The organism is Micromonospora sp. NPDC023956, assembly GCF_040639195.1.
In the GTDB taxonomy this organism is placed as follows: Bacteria; Actinomycetota; Actinomycetes; order Mycobacteriales; family Micromonosporaceae; genus Micromonospora.
In genome coordinates this window covers 1-23310 of record NZ_JBEZZN010000017.1, presented here as the reverse complement: position 1 = coordinate 23310, position 23310 = coordinate 1, and the positions used below count along the sequence as shown (strand labels likewise).

Below are 23310 nucleotides of genomic sequence, written 5' to 3'. Positions count from 1 at the left end.
TGCCGGGCCGGTAACCCGGCCGGCCCGGAGCGGGACGGGCCGCGACAGCGGTGACCGGGCCTGGTGGACCGGCCCGGTCACCGACGCGGGTCAGCCTCCCACGAGGGCGCGGGCGTCCGCCGCGATCAGGCTGGCGGCGGCCTTCGGGACCTGCTTGCCGGCGTGCTGCTCGGCGTACCGGGCGAGCTGGTCGTACCGGCTGCCGGCGAGGAGGTTGAGCATCGCGTTCCGGGCACCGGGGGCGGCCTCCGAGGTGAGCACCAGGTGCGCCAGGCCGGTCGGGTCGGCGACCACGGTGAAGGTCGTGGTCACCGTGGTCCGGCCGGCCGGACCGGTGGCCTCGACCCGGATCGTGTGCGCACCGGCGGTGAGCCGGGTCGGGTCGAGCACCTGGCCCGGGGCGGCCGGCTCGCCGTCCAGGGTCACCGTGACGGCGTCCGCGTTGCCGGCGACGACGCCGAGCACCGGGCGCTGGGCGCGGTCCAGCCGGGCCCCGTCGGCCGGCGAGGAGACGGTGACCGTCGGCCGCCCCACCCCACCCTGGAGCTGCGCGGCGTTCCAACCGGCCAGCTCGGCGGGACGGTTGGTGATGATGCCGTCCACGCTGTACCCCTCCAGCCGCTGCCAGGCGGTGGCCGAGTCCACCGTCCAGACCATCACCGCCACCCCGGCGGCGTGCAGGTCCGCGACCACCGACGGGCGCGTGGTCAGCGCGGCGTCGCTCGGGTTGTACGCCGCCAGCCCCAGCTCCTTCGCCAGGGCCACCGGGTCGGCGTCGAGGGTGCCGCGCAGCAGGCCCAACGGCAGCTCGGGGGCGAGCGCCCGGGTGTGCCGCAGGGTCTCCACGTCGAAGCTCTGCACGAAGACCCGGGTGCTCATCCGCTCGGCGCGGATCACCTCGACGATCCGGGCCACCTCGGCGTGGGTGTGCGCGCCCTTGATCTCCAGCAGCAGGTTGCCGCCCCGGTTCCGCAGGTCGGCGAGCTGCTCGGCCAGGGTGGGCAGCCGCGCGCCGGTGAAGTGCGGGGCGAACCAGGACCCGGCGTCGAGCGCCTTGAGCTGCGCCGAGGTGAGGTTGCGGATCGCTCCGGTGCCGTCGGTGGTGCGGTCGACGGTGCCGTCGTGCAGCACGAACGGCACCCCGTCCCGGCTGGGCTGCACGTCGTTCTCGATCCAGTCCGACCCGGCCCGGCGGGCCACCTCCTGGGCGGCCAGGGTGTTCTCCGGGGCCGCCGCCGAGGCCCCCCGGTGGGCGATCACGGTCAGCGGAGCGCCGTCGGGGCGGAGCAGCCCGTTCGGGGCCAGTTCGGTGACCGTGACGTCGTCGAACGAGACGGTCGCGCCGTTGACCACCAGGGCCTGCCCACCGTCGGTGGAGCGCTGGAGGCTGCTGGTCCGCATGAGCTGGCGCCCGTCGAGGAACCAGCGGGCCTGGTTGCCGTGCACCTCGATGGCGACCTTGACGTCCCGACCCGTCCCGGCCGCGTAGGGCGCGGCGGTGGTGTTCGTGACGTTCCAGCTTCCCGCCGGGGTGAGCTGTGCGAACTCCAGCCCGTTCGCGGCGGTGCTGCCGCTGCGCATGGTGGCGATCCACCACGGGGTGACCCCGCTGGCCGGCACGTCCAGGCCGAGCGCCGTCCACCGGGTCGCCTCGTTGACCTTGTCGAAGCGGACGGTCGCGGAGAACCGGAAGTGTTCGAGGTGCCGGCCGAAGGTGATCTTCCGGGTGCCGCTGGTGGCGGTGCCGACCAGCCGGCCGTCCACCACCTTCCAGTCCCCGTCGACCGCCCGCCAGCCGGCGGGGAGCGTACCGCTGTCGAAGTTCTCGGCGACGACGACGTCGCCCGGCTCGGCACCGGCGGGCGTGGCCCCGCCCAGCGTGGTCAGCAGGCCGCCGGCGACCACGAGCGTGGCCAGGCCGGCGACCGCGCGCCGCCGGACCGACGTCGGCCGGGTACTAGAAATGATCATGGTGTCAGACTCTAGGGTTGGCCCGCGAACACCATCGTGACCTGCGGTTACTCCTGCGCGAACGACTCGTGTACCGGCTCGTCAGCCGGGCGCAGGGTGATGCGCCGCTGGAGCACCTCGCCGACCAGCCGGGCGGACTGGGCCACCCTGCGGCGTACCACGACCAGGTGCGCCGCGACGGCGGCGGCGAGGGCCGCGACCGCGCCGGCCACCGCGAGCCAGCCCGGCGCGACCGCCGCCAGGCCGACCCCGGCCGCCACCGCCACCACCACGCTGTTGATCAGCCCGATAGTGCCGGCCTGCCCGACCAGGTCACGCGCCCAGTGCCGGCGGAACGGCTCCGGCGCGAACGGCCCCGGGTCGTCCAGCGTCGGCATCATCAGGTACGGCGCCAGATCCGGCGCACGCCGGGCCAGGTACGTACGCAGCACCGTCGCGGCGACCGCGTACCGGCGGCCCCGGGCGTTCAGCTCCACCTGCCGGGCGAAGACCGCGCTGCCCAGCATCAGCACCAGCGCGCCCAGCCCGGCCAGCACGGTCGGCCGGACCGCGCCGGCCGGCGTGCCGGTGGTGACCATGCCGGCGGAGACCGCGGTGGCGGCGGTCGCCACGGTCAGGAAGAAGGTGAACCGGGCCGTCGTCTGGTCGTCGATGGCGCGACTGGCCTCCCGTAGGTGCTCGTACTCGGCCAGCGCGATGGTCAGTGGTGCGTCCGGTTCCTCGGCCATGGTCCTCCGTCCGTTCCGGCCACGAGAGTAGTCATGATCCACAATCGGGACCAAGCCGTCCGGGATGCCGCAGATGCTATGTATGGGGTCACAACCGGCGATCCCGACAGGATGGGCAGGGTCACCATGGCCGAGGAGAGAGCGCAGCCCGCGAGCCGGCCGGTCGACCCGCTGGTGCTGACGCTGGGCGTCGGCGGGGTGCTCGCCGTGGTGGCCTGGGGGGTGTTCGGCCGGGACTCGCTGGCCTCCTTCGGCACCTCCGGTCTGGCCTGGGTGATCGACACGTTCGGCTGGTTCTTCGTGGTCGCCGCCGACGCCTTCCTGGTGCTCGCGGTGGTGGTCGCCGCCTCCCGGTTCGGCCGGATCCGGCTCGGCGCGGACGATGACGAGCCGGAGTTCAGCTCGCTGGCCTGGCTGGCCATGATGTTCAGCGCCGGCATGGGTATCGGCCTGGTCTTCTTCGCCGTCGCCGAACCGATCCAGCACTACGCCACCCCGCCCCCGGCCACCGGCCTCGCCCCGCAGACCGGCCCGGCCGCGGCGGCGGCGATGCAGTACACCCTCTTCCACTGGACGCTGCACCCCTGGGGGATCTACGCGGTGGTGGCCCTGGCGCTCGCGTACTCCACCTTCCGGCGCGGGCGGAGCAACCGGATCTCCGCGGCCTTCACCCCGCTGCTCGGCCGGCACGCCGACGGCCCGGCCGGGCGGGCGATCGACCTGCTGGCCGTCTTCGCCACCGTGTTCGGCTCGGCGACCAGCCTCGGTCTCGGCGCGCTCCAGGTCGCCGCCGGGCTGGACACGGTCACCGGGGTTCCGGACAGCACCGTCGTGGAACTGGTGGTGATCGGCGCGCTCACCCTGGCCTTCGTCGTCTCGGCGCTCTCCGGGCTGCACCGGGGCATCAAGTGGCTCTCCACCACCAACGTGGTGCTCGCGGTGGCGTTGCTGGCCTTCGTCTTCGTGCTCGGCCCGACCGTCTACACCCTGGAGGTGCTGCCCGCCGCCGTCGGCGACTACCTGGCCAACCTGGTCACCATGTCCACCCGGACCGGGGCGTTCTCCGACCCGTCCTGGCTCGGCGACTGGACGATCTTCTACTGGGCGTGGTGGATCTCCTGGGCGCCCTTCGTCGGGATCTTCATCTCCCGCATCTCCCGGGGGCGGACGGTCCGGCAGTTCGTCGTCGGGGTGCTACTGGTGCCGAGCGGGGCCAGCGCGATCTGGTTCGCGGTGCTCGGCGGCAGTGCGCTGCGCGCCCAGGCCACGGGCGCCCGGGACCTGGTCGCCGACGTGGCGGCCGGCAGCGAGCAGGCGCTGTTCGGGCTGCTCGCCGGGCTGCCGCTGGCCACCGTCAGCAGCGTCCTGACGGTGGTGCTGATCGCGATCTACTTCGTCACCGGCGCGGACTCCGCCGCCCTGGTGCTCGGCTCGCTCAGCACCCGGGGATCGCTGCGCCCGCACCGGCCGCTGGTGGTGCTCTGGGGCGCGCTGATCGGCGCGGTCGCGGCGGCACTGCTGCTCGCCGGCGGGCTGGACGCGCTGCAACAGGCGACGATCATGGTGGCGCTGCCGTTCGTGCTGGTGATGCTCGGGCTCACCGCGGCGCTGCTGCGGGACCTCGCCCGGGACCCGCTGGTGCGACCCGCCCGCACCCGCCGCCCGCACGGCCTGGCCGCGGCGGTACGGGCCGCCCGGTCGTACGACGAGGAGCACCCGCCGCCGGTCACCCGGCACCTCTGGCGACGCCGTTCCTGACCGTCGACGACGGTGCGCCCCGATCCCGGGGGCGCCGGTCGCCCCGTCACCCGCCGTGCCCCCGCCGGGCCGATCTCCGGTCCCGCAGGGCAGGATGTACGCCGGAGGAGGTGGCGGATGGCTGGGCGGATCCGGGACGAGGACATCGCGCTGGTCCGCGAGCGCACCTCGATCGCGGACGTCATCTCGGAGACGGTGACGCTGAAGTCGGCCGGTGGCGGCAACCTGAAGGGCCTCTGCCCCTTCCACGACGAGAAGAGCCCGTCGTTCAACGTCTCGCCGGCCCGCAACGTCTTTTACTGCTTCGGCTGCGGCGCGGGCGGCGACGCGATCAAGTTCCTGATGGACGCCGACCACCTCAGCTTCGTCGAGTCGGTCGAACGGCTCGCCGGTCGGGCCGGCATCCAGCTGCGCTACCTCGAGGACGGCAAGCCCGCCCCCCGGGTCCGGCAGCAGCAGGGGCAGCGGCAGCGCCTCGTCGCCGCGCACGCCGCCGCCGTCGAGTTCTACCGCGCGCAGCTCGGCACCGCCGGGGCCCGGCCGGCCCGGGAGTTCCTCGCCGAGCGCGGCTTCGACCGGGCCGCCGCCGAGCGGTACGGCTGCGGCTTCGCCCCGGACGCCTGGGACCTGCTCACCAAGCACCTGCGTCAGCAGGGCTTCAGCCACGACGAGCTGGTCACCGCCGGGCTGTCCCGGCCGGCCCGGTCCGGTTCGCTGATCGACCGGTTCCGCCGCCGGCTGCTCTGGCCGATCCGGGACCTCGGCGGCGACGTGATCGGCTTCGGCGCGCGCAAGCTCTTCGCCGACGACGACGGCCCGAAGTACCTGAACACCCCCGAGACGCCGATCTACAAGAAGTCGCACGTGCTCTACGGCATCGACCAGGCCAAGCGCGAGATCGCCAAGCAGGGGCGGGTGGTCGTGGTCGAGGGGTACACCGACGTGATGGCCTGCCACCTGGCCGGGGAGCCGACCGCCGTGGCGACCTGCGGGACCGCCTTCGGCGCGGACCACATCGGGGTGCTGCGCCGCCTCCTGCTGGACAGCGACGACGTGGCCGGCGAGATCATCTTCACCTTCGACGGGGACGCCGCCGGGCAGAAGGCCGCCCTGCGCGCCTTCGAGGACGACCAGCGCTTCGTCGGGCGGACCTTCATCGCGGTCAGTCCGGACAACATGGACCCGTGCGAGCTGCGGCTGGCAAAGGGCGACCTGGCCGTCCGGGACCTGGTCGCCCGGCGGGAGCCGCTGGTCGACTTCGCGCTGCGGCACGTGATCAGCCGGTACGACCTGGACACCGTCGACGGCCGGGTGGAGGCGATGCGCCGGGCCGCCCCGCTGGTCGCGAAGCTCAAGGACGCCGAGAAGCGTCCGGAGTACGTCCGCAAGCTCGCCGGTGACCTCGGCATGGAGATCGAACCGGTGCAGCGGGCGGTGCGCGCCGCCGGGGGTGCCCCGGTCGGCCGGGAGGCGTCGCGCGCCGCCCCGGCCCGGCGGGAGACGGCGGTGGACAGCCCGCAGTCGATGGTCGAGCGGGAGGCGCTGAAGCTGGCCCTCCAGGAGCCGGTGCTCGCCGGCCCGATGTTCGACGCGGTCGGCGCGGACGAGTACCGCCACCCCATCCACCAGGTAGTGCGCGCGGCCATCACGGAGGCCGGCGGGGTGTCGGCGGCGACCGGCGGCGCGGTCTGGGTCGGCCAGGTCCAGGACGCCTGCGCGGACCTGGCCGCGCAGGCCCTCGTCGCGGAGCTGGCCGTGGAGCCGTTGCGGATCGACGGCGAACCCGACCCGAGGTACGTTTCGAGCACCCTCGCCCAGTTGCAGTGGGGGTCGGTCACCGGCCGGATCAGGGACCTCAAGTCGAAGATCCAGCGGGTGAACCCGGTGGCGAACAAGGACGAGTACTTCGCGCTCTTCGGCGAGCTGCTCTCACTGGAGCAGCACGGCCGGGCACTGCGCGAACAGGCTGCGGGAGGACTGTAGGTGGGGCTGTTCAACCGTCGACCGAAGCTGCCCTCCCGGCACCGGCCGGAGCTGGCCGCCGACGAGCGGGTGCTCGCCTGGGCCCGGGTGGGCGACGGCGACGACGCCGCCTCGGTCGCCACCAACCTCGGGCTCTGGCTGCCCGGCCGGGGCGGGCGGCTGGGCTGGCACGACATCCTCAAGGCGGGCTGGTCCGGACGCGAGCTGCGGGTCACCCCGGCGGAACGCCTCGCCGAGCGGGACGGCTACCTGGTAGTCGCCGACGCGCCCACCGACACCTACCTCCTCCTCGATCCGGGGGAGCTGCCGCACCAGGTGCGGGCCCGGGTGACCAAGTCGGTGGCGTACACCGAACACCACCCGGTGCCCGGTGGCGCCGGCCGGATCGCCGCCCGTCGGGTGCCCGGCGTGGACGGCCTGACCTGGACGGTCCGCTACGACCCCGGCACCCCCGCCGACGACCCGGAGGTGGTCGCCGAAACCGACCGCCTGGTGGCCGCCGCCCGCGCCGCCACCACCTCCGAGTCGCTGTAGGGGCCGCCCCGGCCCACCCGGAAAAGGGGTGGGGCCGCTCGGTGCCGCCGGCTAGGGTCGGGGCGTGACGGCAGAGGTGTTGATCCGAGCCCGGGGCCTGGTGAAACGGTTCGGCGACTTCACCGCGGTGGACGGGATCGACGTCGACGTGCACGCCGGGGAAGCCTTCGGGTTCCTCGGGCCGAACGGCGCGGGCAAGTCCTCGACCATGCGGATGGTCGGCTGCATCTCCCCACCCAGCGACGGGGAACTGCGCATCCTCGGCAGGGACCCGGTCCGCGACGGACCGGCGATCCGGGCCCGCCTCGGCGTCTGCCCGCAGCTGGACAACCTCGACCCGGAGCTGACCGTCCGGGAGAACCTCACCACCTACGCGCGCTACTTCGGCATCCCGCGCCGGGTGGCCCGGGAACGCGCGGCGGAACTGCTGGACTTCGTGCAGCTCGCCGAGCGGGCCGACAGCAGGGTCGAGCCGCTCTCCGGTGGGATGAAGCGCCGGCTCACCATCGCCCGCGCGCTGGTCAACGAGCCGGAGATCGTCCTGCTCGACGAGCCGACCACCGGGCTCGACCCGCAGGCCCGGCACCTGGTCTGGGAGCGGCTGTTCCGGCTCAAGCAGCAGGGCGTCACCCTGGTGCTGACCACGCACTACATGGACGAGGCGGAGCAGCTCTGCGACCGCCTGGTGGTGATGGACGGCGGCCGGATCGCCGCCGAGGGGTCGCCCCGGGCGTTGATCGAGCGGTACTCCACCCGTGAGGTGGTGGAGCTGCGCTTCGCCGCCGAGTCGCAGGAGGCGTTCGCCGGCAAGCTGGGCGACGTCGGCGAACGGGTCGAGGTGCTGCCCGACCGGATCCTGCTCTACGTCACCAACGGGGACGACGCGGTCGCCGAGGTCCACGCGCGCGGCCTCACCCCGGCGAGTGTGCTGGTCCGGCGCAGCAGCCTGGAGGACGTCTTCCTCCACCTGACCGGCCGCACGCTGGTCGACTGAGGGCGGGGAGCAGGGATGAGCGTGACGCGGCAGCAGTCCCGGGAGGCGGCCCGGCCGGCGCTTCCCCGGGTGCCGGCGCTGGCGGTCCTGTCGTACCACCTGGTCGGGTACCGGCGTACCTGGCGGTCGAGCATCTTCTCGTCGTTCCTGCTGCCGGTGCTCACCGTGCTCGGCTTCGGCGTGGGCGTCGGCGCGTACGTCGACCAGGGCGTCGACGGGGTGCCGTACCTCGAGTGGATCCTCCCCGGGCTGGTCGCCTCCACCGCCTTCCAGGTCGCGGTGAGCGAGTCGACCTGGCCGGTCTACGGCAACTTCCAGTGGACCAAGCTCTACTACGCGCAGAGCGCCGCCCCGCTGCGGGCCGGCGACGTCCTCGGCGGGCACCTGATCTTCGTCCTGCTCCGGGTGCTCACCTCCGCCGCCGCGTTCCTGCTGGTCGCGGTGGTGCTCGGGGCGGTGCGCTCCGGGTGGGTGCTGCTCGCCCTGCCGGTGGTGGTGCTGCTCGGCCTGGCGGTGGCCGCGCCGGTCTTCGCGTTCGCCGGCAGCGTGCCCGGCGACAGCTACCTCGCGCTGCTGTTCCGGTTCGCGGTGATCCCGGCGACGCTCTTCGCCGGGGTGTTCTTCCCGGTCGAGTCGCTGCCGGTGGGACTGCGCTGGGTGGCGTACCTGACCCCGCTCTGGCACGGCGTCGACCTGTGCCGGGCCGCCGCGCTCGGCACCGCGCCACAGTGGTCCGCCACCGGGCACCTGCTCTACCTCGCGGCCTGGGCCCTGGCCGGCTGGGTGCTGGCCCGGCGCGTGTTCCACCGCACCCTCGTCGTCTAGGAGGACCCGTGGTCGCTCTGGTGCTGCCCCGGCTGCTCGACGCCCGCGCCGCCGCCCGCCGGTCCGGCGCGGTGGCCTGGCGCAACGTCGACACGCTCGGTACGGCGTACTGGCTGGTGCTCGTCTCCGGCTTCCTGGAGCCGGTCTTCTACCTCTTCTCCATCGGCGTCGGGGTGGGGGCGCTGGTCGGCGACTTCACCCTGCCCGACGGGCGGGTGGTGTCCTACGCGACGTTCGTCGCCCCGGCGCTGCTCGCCTCGTCGGCGATGACCGGGGCGCTGGCCGAGACCACCTTCAACTTCTTCGGCAAGATGAAGTACCAGAAGCTGTACGACGGGGTGATCGCCACTCCGGTGCAGCCGTTCGAGATCGCCCTCGGCGAGTTGGCCTGGGCGATGCTGCGGGGGTCGCTCTACTCGGCGGCGTTCCTCGTGGTGATGGTGGTGATGGACCTGACCACCGTGGCCCGCGCGGCGGCGGCCCTGCCGGCGGCCATGCTGGTCGGCTTCGCGTTCGGTGCGCTGGGCATGACCATCGCCACCCTCATGCGGAGCTGGCAGGACTTCGACCTGCTCGGGTCGGCGCAGTTCACCCTCTTCCTCTTCTCCGGCACGTTCGTCCCCGCGCAGGCGTACCCGGACCTGCTGCGCTGGCTGGTGGAGGTGACTCCGCTCTACCGCGCGGTACACCTGCTCCGGGGCGTCGCCCTCGGCACCGGTGGCGGGGGCTGGCTGGTCGACGTGCTCTACCTCGTCGGGTTGACGGCGTTCTGCCTGTTCGTGGCGTCCCGTCGGACCTCCCGCCTGCTCTACCGGTAGGGCGCCACCGGTGGCCCGTCCGGCCGGGCGGGACGCCGTGGGTGGTTACCGGGGGCCGGGTCGGGGCATGAGCAGGGGGAGACAGCCGACCTGAGGGAGGGGCGATGGCCTCCGACGAGTCCCCCGGCCGGGGCGGTCACCACGACCGTTCCACCACCACCCGGCGGGCGCCGACCGATCCGTCCGGTGACCCCCGTGCCGAGGGGGAGCCGACGACGCGTAGCGCACCGACCCGGGACCGCCCGGTGGGGCCGGACGACGGACCGGACAGCCCCACCGAACTCTCCGGCACCGGCTGGCTGGCGACGCTGCGCCGGACCGGCCGGGAGTTCTCCGAGGACAGTCTGACCGACTGGGCGGCGGCGCTGACCTACTACGGCGTGCTGTCGATCTTCCCCGGCCTGCTGGTGCTGATCTCGCTGCTCGGACTGCTCGGCGAGAGCGCCACGAACGAGGTCCGGGACACGGTCACCGACGCGGTGCCGGAGGAGAGCATCCGCCGGATCATCGAGGGGGCCATCGACCAGGCCAGCGCCTCCGGTGGCCTGGCCAGCGTGGCGGCGGTGATCGGTCTGCTCGCCGCCTTCTGGTCGGCCTCCGGGTACGTCGCGGCGTTCATGCGGGCCTCCAACTCGATCTACGACGTGCCGGAGGGGCGGCCGATCTGGAAGACCCTGCCGATCCGGATCGGGGTGACCGCCGTGATCGGGGTGATGCTCCTGGCCAGCGCGGTGATCGTGGTCTTCACCGGCCGGCTGGCCGAGGCGGCGGGGGACGCGATCGGGCTCGGGTCGACGGCGGTCACGGTGTGGAACATCGCCAAGTGGCCGGTGCTGCTGATGCTGGTCAGCCTGATGTTCGCGCTCCTCTACTGGGCCTCGCCGAACGCGCGGCACGGCGGGTTCCGCTGGGTCAGCCCGGGTGGCGTGCTCGCGGTGCTCATCTGGGTGGTCATCTCGGCTCTCTTCGCGTTCTACGTGAGCAACTTCGGCTCGTACAACAAGACGTACGGGGCGCTGGCCGGCGTGATCATCTTCCTGATCTGGCTCTGGCTCTCCAACATCGCCATCCTGCTCGGCGCCGAGTTCGACGCCGAACTCGAACGCAGCCGGGCGATCGCGGCCGGGCACTCCCCGGAGAAGGAGCCCTACGTCGAGCTGCGCGACGACCGCAAGCTCCGCAAGAACGCCCGCAAGCAGGAGCAGGAGCGCCGCCCGGACACCCACTGACGCCCTGCCGTACCGCCGCACCGCCCCCGCCGCGCACCGTGGCGGGGGCGGTGTCGTGTCGGCACCCTTCCGGGCAGGTCGGGACGGGCCACTCGTTACCGACAAGTTTCGACGAGTCGACCATATCTTTTGCTGCGAAGAACAAAAGTTGAATGCAGATCGTCTGAAGCTCTGGACAGGTTCGCCGGAAGCCTCCTACTGTGACGGGCACGACACGACGACGTACGTCGGTGTGCACGGCTTGAAGCGAGGTGAGTCCGGTGCGGAAGGCCCACCCTTTGCACCTGCGGCTGCTGTGGTTGCTCCGTGACGAAGGCGCGCTCTCCCGGGCCGAGCTGGCCGACCGCCTCCAGATCCCACGTCCGCGTCTGATCGCCGAGCTGGAACGGCTGGTCGCCCTCGGGTACGTGGCCGAGGCCGGGCTGGCCAAGTCCCGGGGTGGTCGCCGGTCCACCCTGGTCGAGCTGGATCCGCGCCTGCGGTTCGCCGCGGTGGACATGGGCGCCAGCTCGATCGACGTCGAGGTGGTCAACGGTCGGCTCGAACCGGTCGCCACCTACGCCGAGCAGGCCGACATCCGTTCCGGGCCGAAGGCGACCCTGCACCGGGTCAACGAGCTGCTGCACAAGGCGAAGGCCGACGGGGCGTACGAGCGACTCGACGCGATCGGGGTCGGGCTGCCCGGCCCGGTGAGCTTCCGCGACGGGGTGCCGGTCAGCCCGCCGATCATGCCCGGCTGGGACCGGTTCCCGGTCCGGGAGCTGCTCACCCGCGAGCACGGCTGCCCGGCGGTGGTCGACAACGACGTCAACATCATGGCGATCGGCGAACGGCACGGCGGAGTGGCCCACTCGGTGGACGACTTCCTCTTCGTCAAGATCGGCACCGGGATAGGGTGCGGCATCTTCCTCGGCGGCGAGGTCTACCGGGGCAGCGACGGCTGTGCCGGCGACATCGGCCACATCCAGGTCGAGCCGCACGGTCCGGTCTGCTCGTGCGGCAACGCCGGCTGCCTGGAGGCCCTGTTCAGCGGCGCGGCGTTGGCCAAGGACGCGACCGCCGCCGCCCGCAGCGGCACCTCCCCGGCGCTGGCGGAACGGCTCGCCACCCGGGGCCGGGTCACCGCGCTCGACGTCGCCGCCGGTGCCGTCGAGGGGGACGTCACCTGCATCCAGCTCATCCGGGAGGGCGGGCGGCGGGTCGGTGGCGTGCTGGCCGGTCTGGTCAGTTTCGCCAACCCGTCGATGATCGTGATCGGCGGAGGGCTGGCCCAGCTCGGCCACATCCTGCTCGCCGAGATCCGGAGCGTCGTCTACCGCCGGTCGCTGCCGCTGGCCACCGGCAACCTGCCGGTGGTCCTCTCCGAACTGGGGGCCCGCGCCGGGGTGGCCGGCGCGGCCGTGCTCGCCAGCGACGTCGCCTTCCTGGAGGCGTCGTGAACACCGGTGCCGGCCCGGAATCCGGGCCCCTGGTCGACGCGCCCGCCGACACCGTGTCCGGTGACGTGGTGCTGCGGCTGACCGACGTGGTCAAGACCTTCCCCGGCGTCCGCGCCCTGGACGGGGTGCGGCTGGAGGTGCGGGCGGGCGAGGTGCACTGCCTGCTCGGGCAGAACGGCGCCGGCAAGTCCACCCTGATCAAGGTGCTCGCCGGGGTGCACCGGCCGGACTCGGGACAGCTGTCGTGGCGCGGCGAGCCGACCACCTTCGCCAACCCGCAGGCCGCCATGCGCGCCGGCATCGCCACCATCTACCAGGAGCTCGACCTGGTCGAGGATCTCTCCGTCGCGGAGAACGCGTTCCTGGGTCACGAGCCGCGCCGGCTGGGCTTCGTCCGCCGGGGTCACACCGCCCGACGGACGAGGGAGATCCTGGCCCGGCTCGGTCACCCGGAGATCCCGCCGGGCCGGATGGTCCGTGCGCTGCCGGCGGCGGGCAAGCAGATCGTCAGCATGGCCCGCGCCCTCTCCCATCAGGCCCGGCTGATCGTCATGGACGAACCGAGCGCGGTGCTCGCCCACGACGAGGTCGGCAACCTCTTCCGGATCATCCGGGAACTGACCGCGCAGGGCATCGCGGTCATCTACATCTCCCACCGGCTGGAGGAGATCCGCGAGATCGGCGACCGGGTCACCGTCCTCAAGGACGGCCGGACGACCGCGGCGAACCTGCCCGCCCGGGACACCCCCACCCGCGACCTGGTCAACCGGATGACCGGCCGGACCATCGAGTACGTCTTCCCCGAGCGCCCGGACACCGCCCCCGGCGCGGAGCTGCTCCGGGTGGACGGGCTGGCCCGCACCGGCGAGTTCGCCGACGTGTCGCTGACCGTCCGGGCCGGGGAGATCGTCGGCATCGCCGGGCTGGTCGGCTCGGGCCGGTCGGAGCTGATGGAGACCATCTTCGGCGCCCGCCGCCCGGACGCGGGCACGGTCCGGATGGCCGGCCGACCGGTCCGTCCGGGCAGCGTCGGCGCGGCGGTCCGCGCCGGCATGGGGATGGCCCCGGAGGAGCGCAAGAGCCAGGCGCTCCTGCTCGGCGAACCGATCTTCCGGAACGTCACCCTGGCCACCTTCGGCCGGTACGCCCGGCTCGGCTTCACCGACGCCGACCGGGAACGGGCCGAGGCGGACCGGATCGCCGACGCGCTCGACCTGCGGCCCCGGGACGTGCGCCGCCCGGTACGTACCCTCTCCGGCGGCAACCAGCAGAAGGTGGTGGTCGGGCGCTGGCTGCTCGGCGACACCCGGCTGCTGCTGCTCGACGAGCCGACCCGGGGCGTGGACGTGGGCGCGCGGGCCGAGCTGTACCAGGTGATCCGGCAGTTGGCGGCCCGGGGGGTCGGGGTGCTGCTGGTCTCCAGCGAGGTCCCCGAGGTGCTCGGTCTGGCCGACCGGGTGCTGGTGATGCGGGAAGGGCGGGTCGTGCGCGAGGCGCCGGCCGGCGAACTGGACGAGAACACCGTGCTCGACCTCGTCATGGCGGGGTCCCTCCTGGAAGGCGCGCCGGCATGAACTCCGCGCATCGGCCGACAAGCACAATCGAGGCGACGGCATGAGCGACACGACAGGAACGACCACCCCGGAACGCCCCACCGACCTGCCGGCGCAGTCGCCCCCGGTGCACAAGGTGGGGGCCGACACCGCCGCCGGCCGGGGGGTCCTCTCCCTCTGGCGGGGCGAGGACGGCGAGGGCGCCCGGCGCAACCTCGGTCTGATCGCGGTGCTGGTGGTGCTGGTGGTCATCGGGATCGCCACCCGCCCCGACCTCTACGGCGACTCCACCTGGGTCTGGAACAACATCCTGACCATCCTCAAGCTGGCTTCCGTGGTCGGCGTGGTGACCGTGGGCATGACCTTCGTGATCATCGGCGGGGGCATCGACCTCTCGGTCGGGGCGATCGTCGCCCTGGCCGGGGTCTGGTGCACCACGGTCGCCACCCAGAGCTACGGCGCGGCCGGCATGGTCTTCAGCGCGCTCACCGTCGGCCTGGCGGTCGGACTGGTCAACGGCCTGCTCATCGCGTACGGGAAGCTGGTGCCCTTCATCGCCACCCTGGCCATGATGGTCGCCGCCCGGGGCCTGGCGGCGGAGATCTCCGACAAGCAGACCCAGGTCTCCGACAACGCCACCATCAACGGCATCGCCAGCACCAACCTGCTCGGCATCCCGCTGCTGGTCTACATCCTCGCCGCGGTGGTGGTCGCCGGGTGGGTGCTGCTCAACCGCACCACCTTCGGCCGGCGCACGGTCGCCGTCGGCGGCAACCCGGAGGCGGCCCGGCTGGCCGGCATCGACGTCAAGCGGCACACCCTGCTGCTCTACGGGCTCTCCGGGCTCTGCTGCGGCATCGCCGCCATCATGCTCACCTCCCAGGCCACCTCGGCCCAGGCGGCCATGGCCAACCTCTACGAACTCGACGCGATCGCCGCCGCGATCATCGGCGGGACGCTGCTCAGCGGCGGACGGGGCACCATCGTCGGCTCCCTGCTCGGCGTGATCATCTTCTCCACCATCACCAACCTGTTCGCCATCAACGGGCTCTCCACCGAGGCCCAGAACATGGTCAAGGGCGGCATCATCGTCGCCGCGGTCCTGGTCCAGCAGGTCCAGTTCCGCAGTCTCTCCCAGTTCATCAGCCGCAACCGGGCGACTACCGGCTGACCCGGCGGCGACTCCCGGACACCAGCCCGACCGGCGGCCACCTCGTACCCGACGGTGGCCGGGACGAACGCACCCTCTCCCCGGACTCCTCCACCACCCCCGCACCCAGGAGGTCACGATGACCCAGCACCGCCCCGACCTGCCGCGCCGCCGGCTGCTGTTCGGTACGGCCGCGCTCGGCGCCGGCGCGCTGCTCGCCGGTTGCACCAGCAACGAGACCGCGCCGACCGCCGCGCAGACCAAGGCCGCCGAGGCGGGCGGCAACGCCGAGCCCGGCAAGCGCGTCACCATCGGCTTCTCCGCGCCGGCCGCCGACCACGGCTGGATCGCCGCCATCACCAGCAACGCCAAGGCCCAGGCGGCGGCGTACTCCGACGTGGAGTTCACGTCGGTCGAGGCCGGCGCGGACGCGGCGGCGCAGCGGGCGGCGCTGTCCACCCTGCTGTCCCAGAAGCCCGACGTGATCGTGCTGCTGCCGCACGACGGCAAGGAACTCAACGCCTTCGGCCTGGAGGCGATGAAAGCCGGTATCCCGGTGGTCAACCTGGACCGGGCCTTCCCGGACGCCCGCGCGTACCGGACCCAGATCAAGGGCGACAACTACGGCATGGGCGTGGCCGCCGCGACGTACATCGTGGACCAGTTGCGGGGCAAGGGGGTCACCAACCCGATCATCGGGGAGATCCCCGGCATCGACTCGCTGGAGCTGACCCAGGAACGGTCGAAGGGCTTCGCCGACACCCTCGCGTCGTTCGGTTTCAAGGTGGCCAACCGGCGTCCGGCCGAGTTCACCGCCGACTCCGGCCAGCAGGCGGCCACCGGCCTGCTCCAGGCGCTGCCGAAGATGGACGCGCTCTGGAACCACGACGACGACCAGGGCATCGGGGTGCTCGCCGCGATCAACCAGTCCGGCCGCAAGGAGTTCTTCATGGTCGGCGGTGCGGGTTCCAAGAAGGCCATGGAGGACATCCAGGCCGACAACACCGCGCTGAAGGCCACCGTCACCTACAGCCCGTCGATGGCCTCCTCGGCCATCTCCCTGGCCCGGCTGATCGGTCAGGGCAGGGGCATGTCCGACCTGGTGGAACTCCAGGTACCGAAGGAGATCGTGCTCGCCTCGGAGACGATCACCAAGGAGAACGCGAGCAGCTACCTCAAGCTCGGGTTCTGACACACGGGGGGAGACCCACCTTGTCCACATCACCACGGGAACTGCGGGTCGGCCTGGTCGGCTACGCGTTCATGGGTGCCGCCCACTCGCAGGCGTGGCGCACCGTGAACCGGGTGTACGACCTGCCGGCACGGGTCCGGATGTCGCTGATCTGCGGCCGGGACGCCGGGAAGGTGGCCGACGCCGCCGACCGGCTCGGCTGGGAGGGGCACACCACCGACTGGCGGGACCTGGTAGCCCGGGACGACATCGACGTGGTCGACGTCTGCACCCCGGGGGACAGCCACGCCGAGATCGCGCTGGCCGCGCTGGCCGCCGGCAAGCACGTGCTGTGCGAGAAGCCACTGGCCAACACGGTCGAGGAGGCTCGGACGATGGCCGCCGCGGCGGCCACCGCCCGGACCTCCGGCGTCCGGTCGATGTGCGGTTTCAACTACCGCCGGGTGCCCGCGGTCACCATGATGCGGGACCTGGTCGCCGCCGGCCGGCTGGGCGTCATCCGGCACGTCCGCGCGACGTACCTCCAGGACTGGATCGTGGACCCGCAGTTCCCGCTGGTCTGGCGGCTGCGCAAGGACCGGGCCGGGTCCGGCGCGCTCGGCGACATCGGGGCGCACATCATCGACCTGACCCAGTTCGTCACCGGACAGCGGATCACCGGGGTCAGCGCGATCACCGAGACCTTCGTCCGGGAACGGCCGCTGCCGGTCGACGCGCGGGGCCTGACCGGCACGGTGGAGAACCCCGCCGGGGCGGACGGTGCCGCCCCGGCCACCGGGACGGTCACCGTGGACGACGCGGCGGTCTTCGTCGCCCGGCTCGACGGCGGGGCGTTGGCGACGTACGAGGCGAGCCGCTTCGCCACCGGCCGGAAGAACGCCCTGCGGGTCGAGATCAACGGTTCGCTCGGCACCGTGGTGTTCGACCTGGAGCGTCTCAACGAGCTGGAGTTCTACGACGCCGCCCTGCCCCCGACCCAGCAGGGCTTCAGCCGGATCCTGGTGACCGAGGGCGACCACCCGTACATGTCGGCCTGGTGGCCGCCGGGGCACATCATCGGCTACGAGCACTCCTTCACCCACCAGATGCGCGACTTCGTCGAGGCGGTCGCCACCGGCACCGATCCGCTTCCCTCGTTCGCCGACGCGTTGCAGGTCCAGCTCGTGCTGGACGCGGTGACCCGCTCGGCGGACCTCGGCTCGTCCTGGACGGAGGTGGAACCAGCCCTGGTGACGGTGGCCGCCTGACCGGCCGGGGCGCCGGTCGCGGATCGCGCCCCACCCATCGGGGGACCCACCCGTGGCGTCCCACCCGAACGACGTTCCGGACCGACCGGCGAGGGCCGGCCGCGGTTGCGCCCCGCGGCCGGAGACGAGGTCCGATCCGGAAACGGCGTGCCCCGGCGGACCGTGTCCGGTCCGGTGGGGCACGACAGCACGACGGTCGTCCGGCGCGGCCGGACCGGGATTCCCCGGTCGCGCCGGACGACCGGACCCGCCGTCCGACGCGTCCGGACGACCGGACCCGCCGTCCCCGAACGTCCGCGCGGGACGATTCCCCGTCCCGGGCGGTCGACATCGGGTGGGCAGGGTCGAGACGCCGACCGACCCCGCCCACCTGCCCCGCCCGTCACACCGAACCGGGCCCGCGTGCCGGCGTCCTCGCCGCCGACGTCGCCGCCGGCCGGCGGGTGCTCTCCCGGCCCGGTGGGACGGGCGGGGCGCCCTCCCGCGCCAGCATCGTCGCCCGCCCCGCCCCCCGCCGGTCCGGTGCACCGCGCGCGAGATCGTGCCGCGCTCCCGGCCGCGCGGGAACCTTCCCGTCTCGCCGCCCGTACCCGGGCCGGCGAGGTCCGTGATCCGGCGGGGGGCAGGCCGAGGTACGACCGGGGAGACGCTGTGGAGCTGCCCCGGTGGTGCGTCCGAGCCCTCGACGGCGGTCGGGTGACGCGACGATCCACGGCCCCGCAAGACCACTTTTCGTTGATTGAGCAGAAGTTCGGCGAGAACCGTCAGAAGCTATGGACACTGACATCGAAACCCCTTAATGTCGTGCCTCACGAACGTGTTTCGTCGAGGTGAACCGGCGGCGCGGTGATCCATCGACCGTCCCCGAGCGTGCGCGCATCCGCGCCAGCGCCCCCGGACGACACGGCCCGGCCGGGACGGCACCCGGTCCGGGCCGCGCACACCCCCCGCTACGGCACCCGGCGCGACGGCGCGCGCCCGCCCTGGCAGTCGAACGTCAGGAAGGGACGGACCCAGCCATGTCCACACACGACGGCAGACCCACCCGGCGCGCCTCGTCCATCGGATCCGCGCTGCTGCTGGTGGCCGCAGCCGGACTGGTCGCCCTCGGCGGCCCGGCCCCCGCATCGGCGCACCCGGTCAACGCCACCGACTTCCAGCAGGTCACCCTGGCCAAGGGCGTCGCCGAGGTCGGCGAGCCGATGTCCATCGCGGTGCTGTCCGACCGCTCCGTACTGCACACCGCCCGCAACGGCACGCTGCGCCGCACCGACGCGGCCGGCACCACCACGGTGCTCGGCACCATTCCGGTCTACCTCCACGACGAGGAGGGCCTCCAGGGCGTCGGAGCGGACCCGAACTTCACCAGCAACCGGCACATCTACCTCTACTACGCGCCACCGCTGACCACCCCCGGCGGGGACGCCCCGGCCACCGGCACCGACTTCTCCGCCTGGCAGGGCGTCAACCGGCTCTCCCGGTTCACCCTCAACGCCGACTGGACGCTCAACATGTCGAGCCAGGTCACCGTGCTCGACGTACCGGCCGACCGGGGAATGTGCTGCCACGTCGGCGGGGACATCGACTTCGACGCGGCCGGCAACCTCTACCTGTCCACCGGGGACGACACCAACCCGTTCGACTCCGCCGGCTACGCCCCGATCGACGAGCGCACCAACCGCAACCCCGCGTACGACGCCCAGCGCAGCGCGGCCAACACCAACGACCTGCGCGGCAAGATCCTGCGGATCAAGGTGATCGCCAACGGCACGTACTCGATCCCGGCGGGGAACATGTTCGTCGACTCCGACCCGAAGACCCGTCCGGAGATCTACGCGATGGGCTTCCGCAACCCGTTCCGGATGAGCGTCGACCGGGCCACCGGCATCGTCTACGTCGGCGACTACGGCCCGGACGCCGGCACCACCAGCACCCGGGGACCGAGCGGGCAGGTGGAGTTCAACCGGGTCACCGCTCCGGGCAACTACGGCTGGCCGTACTGCACCGGCACGAACACCGCCACCGAGACGTACGCGGAGTGGGACTTCGCCGCCGGCACCGCCGGGGCCAGGTACAACTGCACCGGCGGGCCGACCAACAACTCGTTCCGTAACACCGGCGTCTCGACGCTCCCCGCGGCGAAGCCCGCCTGGATCCGGTACGCCGGCGACGCCGGCAGCCCGCCCGAGTTCGGCGGCGGCTCGGAGTCGCCGATGGCCGGCCCGGTCTACCGGTACGACCCGACCAACCCCTCCACCACGAAGTTCCCGCAGTCCTTCCACGGGCAGTTCTTCGCCGGGGAGCTGGGCCGCGGCTGGGTCAAGCCGATCCACCTGAACACCGACGGGTCCCCGGGCACCATCGACACCTTCCCGTGGAACGGCAAGCAGGTCATGGACATGGCCTTCGGCCCGGACGGCGCGCTCTACGTGCTCGACTACGGCACCGGCTACTTCAACGGGGACGCCAACTCGGCGCTCTACCGCTACGACCACATCGGTGGCGGCAACCGCGCGCCGACCGCCGTGGCCACCGCCGACCGGACCTCCGGGGCCGCCCCGCTGACCGTGAACTTCTCCTCGGCCGGGTCGTCGGACCCGGACGGCGGCGCGCTGACCCACTCGTGGTCCTTCGGTGACGGCACCACGTCGACGTCGGCGAACCCGAGCAAGACGTACACCGCCAACGGCGCGTACACCGCCACGCTGACCGTCCGGGACCCGCAGGGCGCGACCGGTACCGCCAGCGTGTCGATCAGGGTCGGCAACACCGCCCCCACGGTGACCATCAACGCCCCCCTCATGGGGCGGCTCTTCTCCTACGGCGACACGGTGCCGTTCAGCATCACCGTCACCGACCCGGAGGACGGGACGATCGACTGCACCAAGGTCAAGATGACCTACGTGCTCGGCCACGACCAGCACGGCCACGCGATCACCTCGCAGAACGGCTGCTCCGGCGCGATCACCATCCCGGTCGACGGTGAGCACGACGAGGCGGCCAACATCTTCGCCGTCTTCGACGCCGAGTACACCGACTCCGGCGGACTGACCACCCACGAGCAGCACATCCTCCAGCCGCGCAAGCGTCAGGCGGAGCACCACAAGGACTCCTCCGGCGTGACCCTCCACGACAAGACCTCGGCCGAGGGCGGTCGGACCGTGGGCAGCATCGACAACGGGGACTGGATCGCGTTCGAGCCGTACCGGCTGGACACCGTCACCTCGTTCAGCGCGCGGGTCTCCTCCGCGGGGGTCGGCGGCACCATCCAGGTACGGGCCGGCTCGCCCACCGGCACCGTGCTCGGCTCGGCCACCGTGCCGGTCACCGGTGGCTGGGACACCTTCACCACCGTCTTCGGTACCGTCTCCGGCGCGCCGCCCACCACCGGCCGGCTCTACCTGACCTTCGCCGGTGGCGCCGGCGCGCTGTTCGACATCGACGCGTTCGGCTTCACCACCGGCGCCGGTGGTGCCGGCCAGGTCGTCGGGATGGGCGGCAAGTGTCTGGACGTGGGGAACGCGGCCACCGCCGACGGCACGCAGATCCAGATCTACTCGTGCAACGGCACCGCCGCGCAGGTGTGGTCGGTGACGCCGGGTGGTCCGGTGCGGGCGTTGGGGAAGTGTCTGGATGTGTCCGGTGGTGGTTCGGCGGATGGGACGAAGGTGCAGTTGTGGACGTGTAACGGCAGCGCTGCGCAGGTGTGGTCGGGGCAGGCGGATGGGACGGTGCGTAATCCGCAGTCGGGTAAGTGTCTGGATGTGTCGGGGAACAGTGCCGTGGATGGTCAGGCGGTGCATCTGTGGACGTGTCATGCGGGTGCGAACCAGAAGTGGACGCTGCCGTAGGTCGGGCGCGCTCCGCTGACGTGTGAACAGGGGTCCCCGGTCCTCGTCCGGTGACGGGCAGGGGACCCCTGCGACCAGGCAACCGAACCGACCCCTCCACCGGGAGACCGACATGCGCAGACTCCTCCGATCCACGATCGGCGCGGCCACCGCCGTCGTCACCGTTCTCGCCTGCACCACCCCCGCCACCCCGGCCAGCGCCGCCGACGCCCCGTACGACGTGCTGGTCTTCTCGAAGACCGCCGGCTTCCGCCACGACTCGATCGCCGTCGGCACCCAGGCCGTCCGGGACCTCGGCGCGGCCAACAGCTTCACCGTCACCGCCACCGAGGACGCGACCACCTTCACCCCCGCCAACCTCGCCCGGTACGAGGCGGTGATCTTCCTCAACACCACCGGGGACGTGCTCGACGGCACCCAGCAGAGCGCCTTCGAGGCGTACGTCAACGGTGGCGGCGGGTTCGTCGGCATCCACTCGGCGGCCGACACCGAGTACGGCTGGCCCTTCTACGGCAACCTGGTGGGCGGCTACTTCGCCTCGCACCCGGCGGTGCAGCAGGCCACCGTGCACGTGCAGCACCGGGCGCACGCGGCCACCGCACACCTGCCCCGCACCTGGACCCGCACCGACGAGTGGTACGACTACCGGACCAACCCCCGTCCGTCCGTACGGGTGCTGGCCGCGCTCGACGAGTCGTCGTACTCCGGTGGGTCGATGGGGGCCGACCACCCGATCGCGTGGTGCGCGACGGTCAGCGGCGGGCGGTCGTTCTACACCGGCGGCGGGCACACCCAGGCCTCGTACGCCGATCCGGCCTTCCGGGCGCACCTGCTCGGCGGCATCCGCTACGCGGCCGGGCGGAGCAGGGCCGACTGCCGTCCCGAGACCGGCTACACCACCCTCTACGACGGCTCCACCACCGGCTGGTCGCAGGCCGGACCGGGAAGCTTCACCAACACCGACGCCACCCTCACCTCGGTCGGCGGGATGGGCCTGTACTGGTACAGCGCGAAGCAGTTCACCAACTACTCGTTGAAGCTCGACTGGCGGATGGCCGGCGACGACAACTCCGGCGTCTTCATCGGCTTCCCGCCGTCCGGTGACCCCTGGTCGGCGGTGAACAACGGCTACGAGATCCAGATCGACGCGACCGACGCGGCCGACCGCACCACCGGCGCGGTCTACACGTTCAAGTCCGCCGACACGGCCGCCCGGGACGCCGCGTTGAACCCGCCGGGGGAGTGGAACACCTACGAGCTGCTGGTCGAGGGGGAACGACTCCAGGTCTTCCTCAACGGCCGGAAGATCAACGACTTCACCAACACCGACCCGGCGCGCTCGCTCGCCGGCCACGTCGGCCTCCAGAACCACGGTACGGGTGACGACGTCTCGTTCCGCAACATCCGGATCAAGGAACTGGGCGGCACCAACCCACCCGGCGGCAACACCACCGTGCAGGCCGAGGCGTACAGCACCGCCAGCGGCGTCAGTCCGTACCCGAAGGCCGGGGCCAACGGTGGGCACACCCTCGGGCACGTCGACCCGGGCGACTGGGCCGCGTACCAGGGCCTCGACCTGACCGGGGTGACCGCGTTCCGGGCCCGGGTGGTCTCCGGCGGAGCCGGCGGCACCATCGGGGTGCGGACCGGCTCACCGACCGGCACCCTGCTCGGCCAGGTGGCGGTCCCCAACACCGGGAGCTGGACCACCTTCGCCGACGTCGGCACCGCCCTCGCCGGGGTGCCGTCCGGTACGCAGAACCTGTACCTGACCTTCACCGGGTCCGGCACCGGCCTCTTCGACGTCGACGACCTCACCCTGGTCCGGTCCGGCGGCGGCTCCGGTACCGGCCCGGTCGTCGGACTGGGCGGCAAGTGCCTGGACGTCCGGAACTCCGGGACCGCCGACGGCACCCAGATCCAGATCCACGCCTGCAACGCCTCCGCCGCGCAGGTGTGGTCGGTGACGCCGGGTGGTCCGGTGCGGGCGTTGGGGAAGTGTCTGGATGTGTCCGGTGGTGGTTCGGCGGATGGGACG

General features: G+C 72.5%; 16 protein-coding genes. 14 read left to right on the top strand and 2 right to left on the bottom strand.

All coding sequences use genetic code 11. The features are described 5' to 3' along the window. Window positions 1-90: 90 nt before the first annotated feature. Window positions 91-1971: a glycerophosphodiester phosphodiesterase family protein gene (locus AB0F58_RS25535; protein WP_357147789.1), complete on the bottom strand. Its 1881-nt coding sequence runs from the start codon at window positions 1969-1971 to the stop codon at window positions 91-93. Between the two features lie 47 nt (window positions 1972-2018). After that, window positions 2019-2699, bottom strand: a complete 681-nt coding sequence (locus AB0F58_RS25530; protein WP_357147786.1) for a hypothetical protein — start codon at window positions 2697-2699, stop codon at window positions 2019-2021. 126 nt (window positions 2700-2825) lie between these two features. On the opposite strand from AB0F58_RS25530, the gene AB0F58_RS25525 reads away from it, so the two are divergent. The 14 genes from AB0F58_RS25525 to AB0F58_RS25460 form a co-directional block, all read left to right on the top strand. Continuing rightward, entirely contained in the window at window positions 2826-4457 is a 1632-nt protein-coding gene (locus AB0F58_RS25525; protein WP_357147783.1) for a BCCT family transporter, read from the top strand. Window positions 4458-4574: 117 nt separating this feature from the next. Beyond that, a complete protein-coding gene (gene dnaG, locus AB0F58_RS25520) occupies window positions 4575-6440 on the top strand; it encodes a DNA primase (RefSeq protein ID WP_357147781.1) in 1866 nt (621 codons plus the stop codon). After that, window positions 6441-6974: a hypothetical protein gene (locus AB0F58_RS25515; RefSeq protein ID WP_357147779.1), complete on the top strand. Its 534-nt coding sequence runs from the start codon at window positions 6441-6443 to the stop codon at window positions 6972-6974. A 64-nt stretch (window positions 6975-7038) separates the two neighbouring features. Then, window positions 7039-7968 (top strand): ABC transporter ATP-binding protein, encoded by a 930-nt coding sequence (locus AB0F58_RS25510; RefSeq protein ID WP_357147776.1) that lies wholly within the window; start codon window positions 7039-7041, stop codon window positions 7966-7968. A gap of 15 nt (window positions 7969-7983) precedes the next feature. Continuing rightward, window positions 7984-8793 carry an ABC transporter permease gene (locus AB0F58_RS25505; RefSeq protein ID WP_357147774.1) on the top strand — a complete coding sequence of 270 codons (810 nt, stop codon included), beginning with the start codon at window positions 7984-7986 and terminating at the stop codon, window positions 8791-8793. A gap of 8 nt (window positions 8794-8801) precedes the next feature. Continuing rightward, complete coding sequence (locus AB0F58_RS25500; protein WP_357147771.1) at window positions 8802-9611, top strand: ABC transporter permease; 810 nt, start codon at window positions 8802-8804, stop codon at window positions 9609-9611. 104 nt (window positions 9612-9715) lie between these two features. After that, window positions 9716-10840 (top strand): YihY/virulence factor BrkB family protein, encoded by a 1125-nt coding sequence (locus AB0F58_RS25495; protein ID WP_357147768.1) that lies wholly within the window; start codon window positions 9716-9718, stop codon window positions 10838-10840. Window positions 10841-11100: 260 nt separating this feature from the next. After that, window positions 11101-12279 (top strand): ROK family transcriptional regulator, encoded by a 1179-nt coding sequence (locus AB0F58_RS25490; protein ID WP_357147766.1) that lies wholly within the window; start codon window positions 11101-11103, stop codon window positions 12277-12279. A gap of 65 nt (window positions 12280-12344) precedes the next feature. Next, a complete protein-coding gene (locus AB0F58_RS25485) occupies window positions 12345-13853 on the top strand; it encodes a sugar ABC transporter ATP-binding protein (protein ID WP_357148072.1) in 1509 nt (502 codons plus the stop codon). Between the two features lie 40 nt (window positions 13854-13893). Continuing rightward, entirely contained in the window at window positions 13894-15003 is a 1110-nt protein-coding gene (locus AB0F58_RS25480; RefSeq protein WP_357147763.1) for an ABC transporter permease, read from the top strand. A 118-nt stretch (window positions 15004-15121) separates the two neighbouring features. Then, window positions 15122-16174: a substrate-binding domain-containing protein gene (locus AB0F58_RS25475; protein ID WP_357147760.1), complete on the top strand. Its 1053-nt coding sequence runs from the start codon at window positions 15122-15124 to the stop codon at window positions 16172-16174. Between the two features lie 20 nt (window positions 16175-16194). Then, on the top strand, window positions 16195-17421 hold the full coding sequence (locus AB0F58_RS25470) for a Gfo/Idh/MocA family oxidoreductase (protein ID WP_357147758.1): 1227 nt from the start codon (window positions 16195-16197) through the stop codon (window positions 17419-17421). 1019 nt (window positions 17422-18440) lie between these two features. Next, the gene (locus AB0F58_RS25465) at window positions 18441-21272 is read left to right on the top strand and encodes a PQQ-dependent sugar dehydrogenase (RefSeq protein WP_357147755.1); all 2832 of its coding nucleotides are present in this window, start codon (window positions 18441-18443) and stop codon (window positions 21270-21272) included. Window positions 21273-21384: 112 nt separating this feature from the next. Continuing rightward, window positions 21385-23310 (top strand): ThuA domain-containing protein (locus AB0F58_RS25460; protein WP_357147753.1); only part of this gene is annotated, 1926 nt, incomplete at its 3' end.